The 15,257-nt window shown below is 26.9% G+C and carries 15 protein-coding genes; 13 read left to right on the top strand and 2 right to left on the bottom strand.

From position 1 onward, the window contains the following. Nucleotides 1-165 precede the first annotated feature (165 nt). A complete protein-coding gene (locus B5464_RS05320; RefSeq protein WP_079737511.1) occupies nt 166-747 on the top strand; it encodes a methyltransferase domain-containing protein in 582 nt (193 codons plus the stop codon). A 233-nt stretch (nt 748-980) separates the two neighbouring features. Here the strand turns inward: B5464_RS05320 and B5464_RS05315 are convergent, their stop codons facing one another. Both B5464_RS05315 and B5464_RS05310 read right to left on the bottom strand, forming a co-directional pair. Beyond that, nucleotides 981-1,691 carry an SGNH/GDSL hydrolase family protein gene (locus B5464_RS05315; RefSeq protein WP_154066936.1) on the bottom strand — a complete coding sequence of 237 codons (711 nt, stop codon included), beginning with the start codon at nt 1,689-1,691 and terminating at the stop codon, nt 981-983. Nucleotides 1,692-1,800: 109 nt separating this feature from the next. Then, nucleotides 1,801-2,979, bottom strand: a complete 1,179-nt coding sequence (locus B5464_RS05310; protein WP_079737509.1) for an acyl-CoA dehydrogenase family protein — start codon at nt 2,977-2,979, stop codon at nt 1,801-1,803. A gap of 162 nt (nt 2,980-3,141) precedes the next feature. Here B5464_RS05310 and rnpA point away from each other — a divergent pair, with 162 nt between their 5' ends. The 12 genes from rnpA to B5464_RS05250 all read left to right on the top strand — a co-directional run bounded on the left by rnpA (nt 3,142) and on the right by B5464_RS05250 (nt 15,256). Beyond that, nucleotides 3,142-3,534, top strand: coding sequence for a ribonuclease P protein component (gene rnpA / locus B5464_RS05305; RefSeq protein ID WP_079737508.1), 393 nt, complete (start codon nt 3,142-3,144; stop codon nt 3,532-3,534). Further along, nucleotides 3,521-5,155: a S41 family peptidase gene (locus B5464_RS05300; RefSeq protein WP_079737507.1), complete on the top strand. Its 1,635-nt coding sequence runs from the start codon at nt 3,521-3,523 to the stop codon at nt 5,153-5,155. The genes rnpA and B5464_RS05300 overlap by 14 nt, the downstream gene beginning before the upstream one ends. Nucleotides 5,156-5,182: 27 nt before the next feature. Beyond that, on the top strand, nt 5,183-6,871 hold the full coding sequence (locus B5464_RS05295) for a hypothetical protein (protein ID WP_079737506.1): 1,689 nt from the start codon (nt 5,183-5,185) through the stop codon (nt 6,869-6,871). A gap of 21 nt (nt 6,872-6,892) precedes the next feature. Next, the gene (locus B5464_RS05290; protein ID WP_079737505.1) at nt 6,893-7,948 is read left to right on the top strand and encodes a hypothetical protein; all 1,056 of its coding nucleotides are present in this window, start codon (nt 6,893-6,895) and stop codon (nt 7,946-7,948) included. Between the two features lie 2 nt (nt 7,949-7,950). Then, nucleotides 7,951-8,577, top strand: a complete 627-nt coding sequence (locus B5464_RS05285; protein WP_079737504.1) for a sugar phosphate nucleotidyltransferase — start codon at nt 7,951-7,953, stop codon at nt 8,575-8,577. After that, a complete protein-coding gene (rfbC, locus tag B5464_RS05280; RefSeq protein WP_079737503.1) occupies nt 8,577-9,116 on the top strand; it encodes a dTDP-4-dehydrorhamnose 3,5-epimerase in 540 nt (179 codons plus the stop codon). The genes B5464_RS05285 and rfbC overlap by 1 nt, the downstream gene beginning before the upstream one ends. A 35-nt stretch (nt 9,117-9,151) precedes the next feature. Beyond that, on the top strand, nt 9,152-10,471 hold the full coding sequence (locus B5464_RS05275; RefSeq protein ID WP_079737502.1) for a flippase: 1,320 nt from the start codon (nt 9,152-9,154) through the stop codon (nt 10,469-10,471). Between the two features lie 56 nt (nt 10,472-10,527). Further along, nucleotides 10,528-11,673, top strand: coding sequence for a glycosyltransferase (locus B5464_RS05270; protein ID WP_079737501.1), 1,146 nt, complete (start codon nt 10,528-10,530; stop codon nt 11,671-11,673). 54 nt (nt 11,674-11,727) lie between these two features. After that, on the top strand, nt 11,728-12,264 hold the full coding sequence (locus B5464_RS05265; protein WP_172830860.1) for an acyltransferase: 537 nt from the start codon (nt 11,728-11,730) through the stop codon (nt 12,262-12,264). 5 nt (nt 12,265-12,269) lie between these two features. Next, complete coding sequence (locus tag B5464_RS05260; protein WP_079737499.1) at nt 12,270-13,022, top strand: glycosyltransferase family 2 protein; 753 nt, start codon at nt 12,270-12,272, stop codon at nt 13,020-13,022. A gap of 403 nt (nt 13,023-13,425) precedes the next feature. After that, nucleotides 13,426-14,193: an O-antigen ligase family protein gene (locus B5464_RS14435; RefSeq protein WP_172830859.1), complete on the top strand. Its 768-nt coding sequence runs from the start codon at nt 13,426-13,428 to the stop codon at nt 14,191-14,193. Beyond that, nucleotides 14,171-15,256 carry a glycosyltransferase gene (locus B5464_RS05250; protein WP_079737497.1) on the top strand — a complete coding sequence of 362 codons (1,086 nt, stop codon included), beginning with the start codon at nt 14,171-14,173 and terminating at the stop codon, nt 15,254-15,256. The genes B5464_RS14435 and B5464_RS05250 overlap by 23 nt, the downstream gene beginning before the upstream one ends. Nucleotide 15,257 lies beyond the last annotated feature (1 nt).

The following is a 15,257-nucleotide window of genomic DNA, read 5'->3' as shown; positions in this document are numbered from 1 at the left end:
TTGCAAATATTTAACTAATAAGTAGAAGTTTATGCCATTTAACAGAACTTTATGAATACTTTAAGGAACTTTAACGGCTTTAATTTCTGATGAGTTACTAATAGAAATTTTAAATGATCTTATTTAAAATGTACTTTTGTTAAACTAATAAAAAGAAGATTTTAAATGGATTTATCTGCAAGTGCTTGGGACAATAGATATATTAATAATGATATTGGTTGGGATTTAGGTATTGTTTCTCCTCCTTTAAAAGCATATTTTGATCAATTAGAGAATAAAGAACTTAAAATTTTAATACCGGGTGGAGGGAATTCTTACGAAGCAGAATATCTTTTTAAACAAGGTTTTAAAAATGTCTTTGTTGTTGATCTTTCCAAGACTGCTTTAAATAACTTACATAATAGAATACCAGAATTGCCGAATAATCAATTGATAAATTCAGATTTTTTTGATGTAAATGATACTTTTGATTTAATTATAGAACAAACTTTCTTTTGTGCTATTGCACCAGATTTAAGAGAAAAATACGCGGTTAAAATGAAGGAATTATTAAAACCAAATGGTAAATTAGTTGGTGTTTTGTTCAATGTTCCGTTAAATATAAATAGACCTCCTTTTGGTGGAAACTTAGAAGAGTATTTAAAACTTTTTTCTTCTCATTTCAAAATAGACATTTTAGAAAAGTGTTATAATTCATATAAAAATAGGCAAGGTAGAGAGTTATTTGTAAAATTGTTGAAGGATTAACTTTGTTATTTTTATTTATTCTAAATAAATACTTATATTTGCAGTATAATTATTTAGATTATGATTGTTTTTTACACAAATACTGCACCAACAATTCAGTTAAAGCAAGAAGTTGCTTGTAATTCTGTTTGTTCTTCAAGTTGTATTAAGCCAAAAAATAAATGCTGTAATAAATATAAAAAGAAGGGAATTAATTGTAAAAGATGCCCTCATGTTTTATTATCGAAAGCCTCTTAATTATTTAATTTCTTTAAAGCTAAAGGTAAAATTCTTTGTATAAATTTTGTGTACGCCAATTCCGAAAGATGTAAATTATCTGATGCTACCAAATTAGGATTTGTTAAACCTTCACGAGAAATATCAGTTATATTTACATAAGTAATATCATTTTTAGTACAATATTCTTCTATAAACTTGTTGTAATTGTCTATTTGCTTTGAAATATCAGTATTATCTTTAAATAATGGTGTAAAAGAATAATCGGGTATAGAAATAACAATTAACTTATTTTTCTCATCACCAATAGCTTTTATAGCAGTATCAACTAGTAAAGGAAATTCTTCTTCGAAGACAGCCATATTACTAAATCTATATTGATTATTTACGCCTATTAATAAAGTCGCTAAATTATAATCCTCAGAAATGTTTTGAGAATTGATAGCATTAATTAAGTCAGTAGTTGTCCAACCAGTTCTAGCAATAATTTTAAGATCAATTGTAGATCCTTCGGGATATTTTTTTAGCAAACTATCTTTTAATTGCACCGGATATCTACAAGTTTCGCAAACGCTTTGGCCAATTGTATAACTGTCACCTAAAGATAATATTTTGAAGTTTTTTGTATTTGAATTGTTTACTGAAGTCGAATCTACTTCTACATCAATAACAACTACTTCGTCTTTAATTTCATCAATTTCTTCAATTGTTTCTATTTGATCATTCATACTTCCGCATGAAACAAGAAACAGACAAAAACAAATAAAAATACTTAGAATAGGCTTTTTCATCTTGTTTTTGTCTGAATATCAATGTAAACCTTACAATTTGAGTGTTTTATTTAAATGCATTAAAGCCAGTAATATCTAAACCTGTTATAAGTAAATGAATGTCGTGTGTACCTTCATAAGTAACAACACTTTCTAAATTCATCATATGACGCATGATAGAATATTCTCCAGAAATTCCCATTCCACCTAACATTTGTCTTGCTTCTCTGGCTACTTTTAATGCCATATCTACATTATTACGTTTTGCCATCGATATTTGAGCAGAAGTAGCTTTATCTTGATTTTTTAAAGTTCCTAATCTCCAAGCCAGCAATTGTGCTTTTGTAATTTCGGTAATCATTTCTGCTAACTTTTTTTGTTGCAATTGAAACTGACCAATTGGTTTGCCAAACTGAATTCTTTCTTTACAATAACGAAGCGCGGTATCATAACAATCCATCGCTGCACCAATTGCGCCCCAAGCAATACCATATCTTGCAGAATCTAAACAACCTAATGGTGCGCCCAAGCCAGATTTATTTGGTAATAAATTTTCTTTTGGCACTTTTACATTGTCAAAAATTAATTCTCCTGTAGATGATGCGCGTAAAGACCATTTGTTGTGTGTTTCTGGTGTAGAAAAACCTTCCATACCCCTTTCTACAATCAAACCATGTATTCTACCTTCTTCATTTTTTGCCCAAACAACTGCAACTTGTGCAAACGGAGCATTCGAAATCCACATTTTAGCACCATTTAATAAATAATGATCGCCTTTATCTTTAAAATTGGTTTCCATTCCTGCCGGATTAGAACCGTGATTTGGCTCTGTTAAACCAAAACATCCCATCCATTCGCCAGAAGCTAATTTTGGTAAATATTTTTTTCTTTGCGTTTCATTTCCGTATTTAAAAATAGGATACATTACCAAAGAAGATTGCACAGAAGCTGTAGATCTTACTCCAGAATCACCGCGTTCTATTTCTTGCATAATCAACCCATAAGAAATTTGATCTAAACCTGCGCCACCATATTCTTCTGGAATATAAGGACCAAAAGCACCAATTTCGGCCAAACCATTGATAATTTGTCTTGGGAACGCTGCTTTTTGAGCATAATCTTCTATGATAGGAGAAACATCTCTTTTAACCCATTCTCTTGCTGCATCTCTAACAAGTTTGTGTTCTTCGGTTAATAAATCGTCTAGATTATAATAATCTGGTGCTTGAAATAAGTCGGGTTTCATATATTTATATGTTTTATTTTAAACAAATTTATAAATTATTGTTTAATTTTTAACAATAGTAATTAAAAAGAATTGCTAATTTAAGCTAAAAATACACAACTTTTTTTAAAGTTAGCCGTTATAAATTGTAAAAACTAGTTGTTTTCTATTAAGTTTGTATAGATGAAAAATACGTTAGGAAAGCAAGAGCGTTTAAAGAGTAAGAAGTTAATAGAAAAACTGTATTCAGAAGGGAATTCTGTTAAAACTTTTCCTCTAAGGTTAATTTATGTGCAAACAGAACATACGTCAGATTTTCCTTGTCAAGTAGGTGTTTCTGTAGCAAAAAGGAACTTTAAATTAGCTGTGCATAGAAATCGATTAAAAAGATTGTTAAGAGAAACGTATCGATTGCAAAAAGAGATTGTGTATAACAATTTAGATAAACCGTATGTTTTTATGATTTCGTATATTGGTAGAGAGGAAATTAAATATGAAGAATTGTATTTAAAAATGGAAAAACTACTAACGTTATTTGTAAATAAAGTAAAAGAAAAGGAAGATGAAAAACTTTAAAATAAAAAAGAAAACTATAATTATTGCTCTAGTAGCTACTGTTTTTTTAACGTATTCGTTTAAATCGAAGTTTTTTGAAGTTGCAAAACAAATAGAAATCTACAATACTTTGTTTAAGGAATTAAACCTGTACTATGTAGATGAGATTAATCCTGCAGAACTTACCAATAGAGCAATTAAAAATACACTAAAAGACTTAGATCCATACACAAATTTTTATAACGAACAAGATGTAGAAACAGCAAGAATTAGAAGAGCTGGTGAATATGGCGGTATCGGAGTTTCTGTATTTTACACAAAACAAGGTATAGAAATTAGCGAAGTTTATAAAGGATATTCTGCGGATAAAGCAGGTTTAAAAGCAGGTGATGTAATTGTAGCTGTAGACAATCAATCTATTAAAAACATGAATAGAGAACAATTGTCTATGTTTTTAAAAGGAACACCAAATAGTAAGTTTTCTGTTGAGGTTGTTAGACAAAGTAAATCTTTTACTAAAGAAATTATTAGAGAAAAAGTAGTTGTTAATCCGGTTCCGTTTGCAGAAATGATTGATGCAGAAACCGGTTACATTACCTTAACTCGTTTTAATGACAAAGCTTCATCCGAAGTAAAAAAAGCATATAGAAAATTAAAAAAACAAGGAATGAAAAAACTTGTTTTCGATTTAAGGTATAATCCTGGTGGATCGTTATTAGAGTCTATTAGAATTTCTAATTTCTTTTTACCTAAAGGAAAAAAAATAGTGAGTACAAAAGCAAAAATTAAAAAATGGAGCAACACATATACTTCTAAAAATGATCCTTTAGATTTAGAAATTCCTATTGTAGTTTTAATTAACGAACGTTCTGCATCGGCATCAGAAATTGTTAGCGGTTCTTTACAAGATTATGATAGAGCTGTAATTATGGGTAAAAGATCTTTTGGTAAAGGTTTGGTACAACGCTATAGAGAGTTAACTTACGGCACGCAATTAAAGCTTACTATTTCTAAGTATTATACACCAAGTGGGCGATGTATACAAGAGTTAGATTATGAAAACAGAGATCTTGAAACGGGTAAAATACCTAAGTTTTCTGATAAAGGAATTAATGCTTTTAAAACTGCAAACGGAAGAACTGTTTATGATGGTGGTGGTGTAATGCCAGATGTAGAAATTAAAACTTCTAAAAAGAATGAAACAACAGATGCATTAATTAAATCTAGAGCTATTTTTAACTTTGCTACAGATTATTATTACAATAATTTAACATCTAAAAGTTTAGAAGATTTTAAATTTAGCAATAAAGAATTTAGTCGTTTTGCAGAGTTTTTAAAGGTAGATACAACATTTACAACAGTGCAAGAATCGTTGTTTAAAAAAGCATTTTTAGCTTCAAAAGAAAATAATGTTTCTTCGGAATATAGCAAGATAAAAGAAAAATTAGCAGACGATAAAATTAAAGAAATCTCTAAAAATAAAGATATTATTACAGCACTTTTAGAGGCAGAAATTCTAGAAAGATACTTTTATAAAGAAGGCGTTTATAAGTATAATTTAAAAAATGATGAAGCTATTTCGCAAGCAGTAGCTTTGTTAAACAACCCAACCCAATACACACAAATACTATCAGGTAAATAGTTTTATATTTGTGAAGTAAATTAAGATATGTCAGAAATTAAAAAAATAACAAGAACAAGAGCGCAAGAGTCTACAAATGCAATTGAGAAATTATATATTTCTATGCGCCATTTATTTAGTAGAGGTTTTTATAAACCGATGGGTGTTTCAGGTGAAACATTACGTAAATCTTTATTGCTTTTAAGACCAGAAATTTATGGTTCTATAGCAGAAGAAAGAATAGAATTGAGTGGTTTAACTTATGTAATAGAAAGACTTCCTGAAGGAATTGAGGAATGTCAGTTTATAAATTTAACTGCAGACGAAGGATATAAGAATTCTCATTTTGAAGCAATAATTCCGCCAAAAAGAAGAAGAAATTGTTACAGAATTGATAAAGATCAAATGAATATTGAGATTACCAGAGGAAGATCTGAAATCTACGATATTTTAACGCATTTAACTTTTCTTTTTATTGAATCTCATAAAATTCAAGAAAGAGTTACTTTAAATGATGGTGAAGATTTTACCAGAGAATGGAAAAACTTAGAAGATATTGTTCTTCATCATAAAGAAATTACAGAGAAAGAAAGAGAAGTTACCATTGTACATTTAGGTAATATTTTAGGTAGAACTTTTGATGAGGTTTCTAATATTTATAATACTTTTTCAACAGCAGAAAATCCAGATAGATTTTTTCAATTAATATATTGGTTAGGTAAGCTGGCAATAAACGAAGTTGTAGAAAATAATAAGAGAACAGTAACTTTTAGTTCTGTTTTAGTCGAAGAAATAGGACATCATATTTATGGTGAAATTTGGGCGAATGATATTAAGAAGGTTTTAAATGATAATAAACTTTTAGCAAGACCAATTCATATCATTAGTGCAAACATGCATAGTGTTTTAAACTCGGTGTATGCTAAAAATGCATTGCCAAAAGAAGCAGAAAAATTACAAGGTTTTGAGTTGTATCAACTACTAAGTAATACAGATAGTAAGCCGCTTCAGAAAAAAGTAAAAGATTTTGCAACGGCAAATGGTCTTATTTATTTAAAAGATACATCTGGTACAAATATTAATGTACAAATAATAGATACAGCAAAAATAGATTTTGATATTTTATCGTTTTCTAAATTAGAAAATGTAGAAGACAATGCAGTTATTGTGGTAATGGATTATGCTTTTGGTGAGCAAGCATTCGAAACTATGGATGAATTGTTGAAACCTTATACGTGTACTAAAGGTGTTAAAACACATTTAGATGTAAAGTCTGTTTCTATTATGGGTAAAGCCGGAATTTTGGAAGGTGGAAAAGGAGATATAATGATACCTTCTGCACATATTTTTGAGGGTACAGCAGATAATTATCCATTTAAAAACGAGTTAGCAAAAGAAGATTTAGAAGGCTTTGGTATCGAGGTTTTTGATGGTTCTATGATTTCTGTTTTAGGAACTTCATTACAAAATAAAGATTTACTAAAATTCTTTCATGATTCTACATGGAATGTGATCGGTTTAGAAATGGAAGGAGCGCATTACCAAAAAGCAATACAGTCTGCATCTAAAATTAGAGGAAATATTTCTGAAGATGTACAAGTAAGATACGCATATTATGCATCAGATAATCCTTTAGAAACAGGTGCAACTTTAGCCTCTGGAGGTTTAGGAATGACAGGTGTAACACCAACCTATGCAATTACTCAGAAGATTTTAGAACAAATTTTTAACAGTTAAACTGTTTTTTAATAAGTAAAAATGGCAACAAATCAACAACCAAACAACCAAGCCAATAATAACGAAGAAGAGGTAGATTTAGGATCTTTATTTGTTATAATTGGTAAAGGTTTTTCTAAGTTTTTCAATTTTATTGGAAATATTTTTAAAGGGATTTTTCATTTCTTTATTTCAATCTTAATTTTCTTAAGAAGTAATTTTTTAAAAATAGCAATAGCCGCAGTTATTGGTTTTACCGTAGGTTTATTTTTAGAAGTCAAAAAAGAAAATACATTTGGATCTACTTTACTTGTAGAACCAAATTTTGAAAGTGCTAGACAACTTTATAATAATGTAAATTTTTATAATGATTTAGTGAAGCAAAAAGATACTTCTAGAATTCAAAGTATATTTCAAATTGATAAAAAATCTGCAGGATCTTTAAAGAAATTTGAAATTGAACCAATTAAAAATAAAAGCGATATAATTAATTCTTATGATGATTTTATAAAATCTGTAGATACTACAACGGTAAAAAGCTACAAGTTTGAAGATTATAAAAATTCATTTGAAGAATTAGATTATAAACTTCATGAAATTACTGTTATAGCCACTAAAAATGATGTTTTTGATAAGTTAAGTAATGTTATCTTAGAATCTGTTACAGAAAATAAATACTTTAATAGAATTAAAGAGTTAACTAACGAGAATTTGAATAGAACAGATTCTTTACTTAGACAAAATCTAGGTCAAGTAGATTCTTTAAGAAGGGTTTATATGCAGGTTATGGTAGAAGAAGCTAAAAAGCAATCTAACGGAACAAGCATAGATTTAGGGGGAGAGAAAAGAACTACCAAAGAGTTAGAGCTTTTTGAAACAAACAGAAAGTTAAATTCTGAATTAAGAAGCATTGTTGAAAATAAATCTAAAAAATATGAGGTTATAAATGTGATTTCAGATTTTCAACCGATTGGTTATGAAATTAAAGGTGTAACTAAAAATTTAGGTTTTCAGTTAGCAATTGCTTTATCAGTATTGGTAATTTTAATTTTATTAGTTCTCAAGCTAAATACTTATTTAAATACTTATAAAAAGTAACTATGAAATCTATTTTAGTTACTGGTGGTGCAGGGTTTATTGGTTCTAATTTTATTCCTTATTATTTAGAAAAGAATAGTGATTGTAAAATTATTAATCTAGATGTACTTTCATATGCCGGAGATTTAGAAAATTTAAAGGAAGTAGAAAATCATAAAAATTATACTTTTATTAAAGGTGATATTTGCGATAGAGATTTACTAAACAAGTTGTTTGATAAAAACTTAAAAGCAATCTCTATAGAAGAAAAACTAGAAGTGCTTAAATCTAGTTACGCCGTACCTGGAATATATTTTTATGATAATGAAGTCGTAGAAATTGCCAAAAACATTAAACCTAGTAAAAGAGGTGAATTAGAAATAACTGAAGTAAATAACATGTATCTTCAAAAAGGAAAACTTTCTGTAGAAATTCTAGATAGAGGAACGGCTTGGTTAGACACCGGTACATTTAATTCTTTAATGCAAGCAGGTCAATTTGTACAAGTAATTGAGGAAAGGCAAGGTTTAAAAATAGGTTCTATAGAAGAAGCTGCTTTTAGAGCCGGTTTTATAAATAAAGAACAACTCTTAACTATAACAAAACCACTATTAAAAAGTGGTTATTCTAACAATTTATTAAAAGTATAATGAAAGTAACTGAAACTTATTTAAAGGGTTGTTTCGTTTTAGAAACACAAGTTTTTGGAGACGAAAGAGGAAGTTTTTTATTAGAATTTAATAAAAAAGAGTTTGCAGAAAAAACTGGTTTTAAAGGTGATTTTGTTTTAGGAAATCAATCTACTTCTCAATACGGTGTTATTAGAGGTTTGCATCTACAAAAAGGAGAATTTGCACAGACTAAGTTAGTAAGGGTTGTTAAAGGTAGAATTTTGGATGTAGCTGTAGATGTCAGAAAAAATTCAGAAACCTATGGTAAAGTATTTTCAGTAGAACTGTCAGGAGAAAATAATAAACAATTATTAGTTCCTAGAGGGTTTTTACATGGTTTTTCGGTATTAGAAGACGATACTATTGTGTCTTATAAATGCGATAACTATTACGAACCTGATGCAGAAGATGGAGTACTTTATAATGATAAAGATTTGAATATAGATTGGAAAATTCCGTCAAATAAAATTATTCTTTCTGAAAAAGATAAATTACTTAAAGATTTTATGATGTTTTAAATGAAGATAATTTCACTAAGTATAGAAACTAAAAAATGTTATTTAAATCACTAGTAAATAGATTTATTAAAATAAGAGAAAATGAAAATTTTATAAAGTATTTTAGTAACACTTTATGGCTTTTTATTAGTAAATTTTTAGGTTTTTTTTCTGCCATATTTATTACAGCATGGGTAGCTAGATATTTAGGACCAGAAACCTATGGTCTTTTGGCATATAGTAATAGTTTAGTAGCTTTGTTTTTACCGATTGCAATGATAGGCTTAAATGATATTATTGTTAAAGAACTTGTAAAAGCAAAAGATAAAATAGAAATAAGTAAAATTTTAGGAACAGCTTTTTTAACAAAACTTTTTTTTGGTTTAGTTTCTTTAATTTTTTTAGTTTCTTTTGTATTCTTAAATAAAGAGTTTTTAGAGGTTAGGCTTCTAATTTTAATTTTTTCTTCCTTTTTAATTTTCCAGAGTTTAGAAGTTTTCGATTTTTATTTTCAAAGTCAAGTAAAATCTAAGTTTGTTGTTTATTCCAGAATTATCGCAGTAGTCATATCTAGTATAATAAAGGTTGTTTTAATAAATGTAAATGCCCCAGTTCAATATTTTGCTATTGTTATTGTTTTAGAGTTCTTAATAACTCATTTATGTACTTTTATTTATTTTAATGAAAATAAAATTAAAATTTCTATTTTAAATTTTGACAAAAATTATGCATTAAGCCTACTTAAAAGAAGCTGGCCTCTTTTTTTAAGTGGTATGATGTATATAGTTTATGTTAAAATAGATCAGATAATGGTAAAGGAAATTTTAGGTGCAAATGCAGCAGGTTTATATGCAGTTTCTATTAGTTTAAGTGAAGTTTGGTATTTTATACCTAATATAATTGCGGCTTCTTTTTTTCCAGCAATTCTATTTTATAAATCTAAAGATCAAAAGATTTATCATAAAAGAATTACAAATCTTTATAGTTTGCTTTTCTGGTTAGCTGTTTTTATATCATTATTTATTACTTTTTTTGGAGAATGGATTATTGAGGTTTTATATGGAAGTAGTTTTTATAATTCTTATAAGATTTTAAGTATTTATATATGGTCTAATATATTTTTCTTTTTTACAACCATTAGTTCAAAATGGTTGGTAGCAGAAGGTTTTTATTTACATTCTTTCTATAGAAATATTATTGGTGCTTTTTTAAACGTAATATTAAACATTGTTTTAATAAATGAATTTGGATTAGTAGGTGCGGCAGTATCAACTCTTATTTCTTACGCTTTTGTTGGGGTGTTTTATGATTTGTTTTTTAAAGAATTAAGAGTAAATTTTAAATTAAAATTAAAGTCTATTCTCTTTATAAATTAATAACTTGCTTGCAAGTTGTTAATTTATTGTGAACTTCATAGATAATAAGTATTGTAATGGCAGATAAAATTTTATATATTCATCATGCGGGTGAGTTAGGTGGAGCTCCTAAGAGTCTATCTATTTTAATTAGTGGTTTAGATAAAAAAAAATATAAACCTTATGTTTATATGTTAATTAATGGTCCTGCAAAAGATTTATTTATAAAAGAAAAAGCACAAGTTATTATTAGTAAAAGTAGGTTATTCGCTTTTCATGGAACTACAGTTTCTGGAATGAGTTTTAGGTTGTTGGTTAAAAATATTTTATACATAATGCCAAATATTTTTGCTGCCTATAAAGTAATAAAAAAAGTAAAACCAAGTATTATTCATTTAAACACAAGTTGTTTATTTGTTTACGGTTTTGTTGCCAAAATATTCTTTAAAAATATTAAAGTAATCTCTCATATAAGAGAGCCTTTATTAGATAATTTTTTTGGTGGAATTTTAAGTTTTTTTAATAATAAATTTGTAGATTTTTTCATTCCAATTAATAATTATGAATCAGAGCCTTTTAAAAAAAATAGATTTGAAATCATAAAAAATTCTATTGATACAAGTCTTTATACTTTTAATGAATTAGTAAGAAATGAGGAAAGAGAAAAAATAGGATTACAAAAGTCAGATTTTATCGTTGGTTTTTTTGCAAGGTTTAATATAGAAAACGGAATTGAAGATTTATTGTTGATTGCAACAAAACTAAAAGAAATAGAAAATAATATTAAAATATTAATTTATGGTTTTGAGTCAGAAATTGTAAATGCAGAAATAAAAAAGATAGCAAAACAAATGCCAGATAATGTAATTATAAAAGGTATGGTTAAAGATGTGCAAAATAAAATGCAAATGATAGATTTATTAATAAGCCCTTTTAAAACACCACATTTTTCTAGATCTGTTATAGAAGCTCAATCAATGTCTATTCCTGTTTTAGTTTCAAATGTAAAATCTCAAAATACACTTTTAGATAAAAATAATACGGGTTTTGTTTATAGTTTTGGTGATTATAATGAAGCTGTAAGTAAAATAATAACTCTTAAGGATAATAAAGAGTTATTATTTGCTATGAAAACAAATGCTAGAAAATTTGCTGAAAATAATTTTTGTCATAAAACTAATAATAAAAAGGTTTATGCAATTTATAATAATTTAATAAACTAAAAGTGCATGACATATAGGGTCTTCTTATTTTTTTATTTTTTAAAATCCAAATTATTGAATTATATAAAGTTCAAAATTTTCGATATAAAATTTGGAGATAATTTTAAAGTAAATGGTTCTTTATTTTTAAAAGGAAAAGGGAGTTTTACTTTAGGGAATAACGTTTTAATTAACTCTAGTTATATTACAAACCCAATAGGAGGACAGACTTTTACAAGCATTGTTGTAGCAGACAAAGCAAAACTTACAATAGGAGATAATGTAGGTTTATCAAATTGCGCAATTTTTTGCAGTCACAAAATAGATATTGATAGTTTTGTTTTTATAGGTGGAGATTGTAAGATTTACGACACAGATTTTCATTCTATTTATATAAAAGATAGAATTAAAGACACAGAAACAGGTATAAAATCTGCTCCAGTTTTAATTAAACAAGGAGCTTTTATAGGAGCTGGTTCTATAGTTTTAAAAGGGGTTGTAATTGGAGAAAATGCTGTAGTTGCTGCAGGAAGTGTTGTTGCTAAAAGTATTCCAAACAATGAAGTTTGGGGTGGTAATCCTGCTAAGTTTATAAAGAAAATAGAAAATTAAAAAATATGTTTTTTAGTATTATAACTGTAACCTACAATAGCGAAAAAACTTTAAAAAGAACTATTGACTCTTTACTTACTCAAACAATTTCTGATTTTGAGTACATTATAATAGATGGAAAATCTTTGGATGGTACAGTAGATATTATTAAATCTTATGAATTAGAATTTAAAAAAAGAAATATTTTATTTACTTGGATTTCAGAAAAGGATTCTGGAATTTATGACGCTTTTAACAAAGGTATAAATAAAGCAACAGGAGATTGGATATCTTTCCTAGGGTCAGATGATTATTATTTAAAAGATGCTCTAGAAAACTATAAACTAGAAATTGAAAAACAAACCAAAGACATAGATTTTATACATTCTAAAGTAAAAGTAGAAGGAGGTAAGATTATTAAAGATAAGTGGATTTGGAAACAATATAAAAAAGCAATGAATATTGCTCACGTAGGTGCATTTCACAATAAAAACTATTTTAAAAAGTATGGTTTTTATAATACAGATTATAAAATAGCTGGAGACTATGAGTTGTTGTTAAGAGCAAAAGAAAACTTAAAAACTCATTGGTTTAATGATCTTACAGCAATTATGGCAGATGGAGGTATTAGTAATAGCCAAGTAAAAAATGTATATTTAGAAACTACAAAAGCTAAAATAGAAACAGGAGAAACCCATTATATTATCGCTAAAATATATTATTTTAAATGGATGTTTAAATACAAAGTAAAAACTATATTAAATGCGATTATTAGATAAATATATAATTTGTAGTAGTGTTTTTGCACTTTTTACAGAAGCATTTTTTTTTCATTTTGTAATAGACATAAAGCTCTATTATGTGATTTTACTATCTAACTTTTTCATTTTAGCGTCTAGTAAAAAAATCACAATACATAAAAATTTAATTTATATACTTGGTTTTTTTGCTGTTCATGGTGTTATTAGTTATTTATTATTACTCAGTCCTATAAAGTTATTGATAGCTCAACTTTTAGGTATTTCTATCAGTAGTATCTATTATCATAATCTTATAAAACTATTTAGTGTAAAGAAACTTTTTACTGTGTATTTAGATTTTGCTTTTTATATCGCAATCCTATCTATATTTATGTTTTATTTAAATATAAATTCTTTTTCTATTTATAGGCTAAATGGCCTTATGTCTGAGCCAGCACACTATGCTGCAATTATGCTTCCAGCAACGTATTTTTTTCTAAGAGATAAAAAATACTTAAGATTATCTATGTTAGTAATAACTATATTTTTATCAAAATCATCAATTGGTTTTATTGGATTAGCTTTAATAATTATTTTACCATTAATAAAAGTAAAGTTTTTTTTAAAGTATTCTTGGTTAGTAATTGTTTTGTTAGGTGTTAGTGTTTTTTACTTGAGCTCAATTTGGAATAAACCTGTAGATGAAAATAAAAGTAATCCTCTAGTAAGAAAAATAAAAGAAACTAATAAATCTTTAAGTGCTATTTATACAGGGAAATTTCAAAAAAACACAAACTTAAGTTCCTATGCTTTTTTAAGTAATGCTTTTATAACAAAAGAAGTTTTTTTAGATAAACCTTTAGGAGCTGGTTTGGGTAGTTATAGACACGAATATGAAAAGTATTATTCTTTAATTAAACCACCTCCATATTTAATAACTTTAAAGCATTCTAAAATAAATAAAACAGATGCAAACTCACTTTTCTTAAGAATGATAGCAGATTTAGGAATATTCGCTTTTCTTTTCTTTCTGTATTTTGTTTTCAGAAGTTATATTTTGTTTAAAAACGATAAGAAAATAGAGCAGCAAAGCGTATTTTTTTATTTGATGTTAAAATTAATTAGAGAAGGTCATTATTTTCCACCAGAATTTTACTTTTTTTTATTAATTTTCCTAAAAAATAATAATGAAGATATTACATGTTGTTGAAGATTATTCGATTGAAAGTGGAGGATTAAGAACAGTGATAAAAAATCTAAATTATTATTTAAATAAAGCAGGATTTGTATCGCATATCTTATCATCGAAACAAGAAAGTTTAGATAATATTTTTATAGTAGAAACCAATAAACCTTGGTTATATTCATCAGAATGGTTAGATAAGTTAACAGCCATTCATAAAGAATTTAACTTTGATGTAATTCATATTCATGGTGTATGGACATACCCACAATATAAAGCTGCAAAATTTTCAATAAAAAATAAGATTCCATTTATTTTAAGTTGTCACGGTATGTATGAACCTTGGTTATGGAAAAAAGGAACATTAAAAAAGAAACTATATTTTAATAATGTAGTAAAAAATGTTTTTAAAAAAGCAAGTTTTATACATGCGATTACTCCTGGCGAAAGAAGTAATTTGATAGATTTATTTAATAATAATAAAATTGTAGAAATACCAAATTTAATATCAAACGTTAAGAATGTAAAAACTACTAATCAAAATAAAGAAAAGTATATTTTTTATTTAGGTAGATTAGATTCTAAGAAAGGAATTGATATTTTGATTAATGCATTTGCAGAGATAAAACATGATGATGTAAAATTAATTATTGCAGGAAAAATAAATAATTATAAAGAATCATTAGATATCTTAATATCAAGTTTAGGAATTAGTAGTAAAGTAAAATTTTTAGGTTTAATTACTGGAGATAAAAAACAAAATCTAATTAAGAATGCGCATGTTTTAGTAGCTCCATCACACTCAGAGGTCATTGGTATGGTAAATTTAGAGGCAGGTATACTAAAAACACCTGTAATAACCACTTATCAAACAGGTTTAAATTTAGATTGGAATAATAATGGGGGAAAATTAATTAATCCTAATACGAAAGAGTTAATAAAAGCTTTAGATGAAGTTCTAAATTGGAATTCTGAGGAAAGAAAATTAAACGGAGAAAAATTATACAATTTTGTAGTAAATAATTATTCTTGGTCAACAAAATTAGAAGATTGGATAACATTATATAAATCTTGTAAATTTGAAAAGTAAA

The organism is Polaribacter sp. KT 15 (assembly GCF_900143115.1).
Taxonomy (GTDB): domain Bacteria; phylum Bacteroidota; class Bacteroidia; order Flavobacteriales; family Flavobacteriaceae; genus Polaribacter; species Polaribacter marinaquae.
This window is presented reverse-complemented; position numbering and strand designations above follow the sequence as displayed.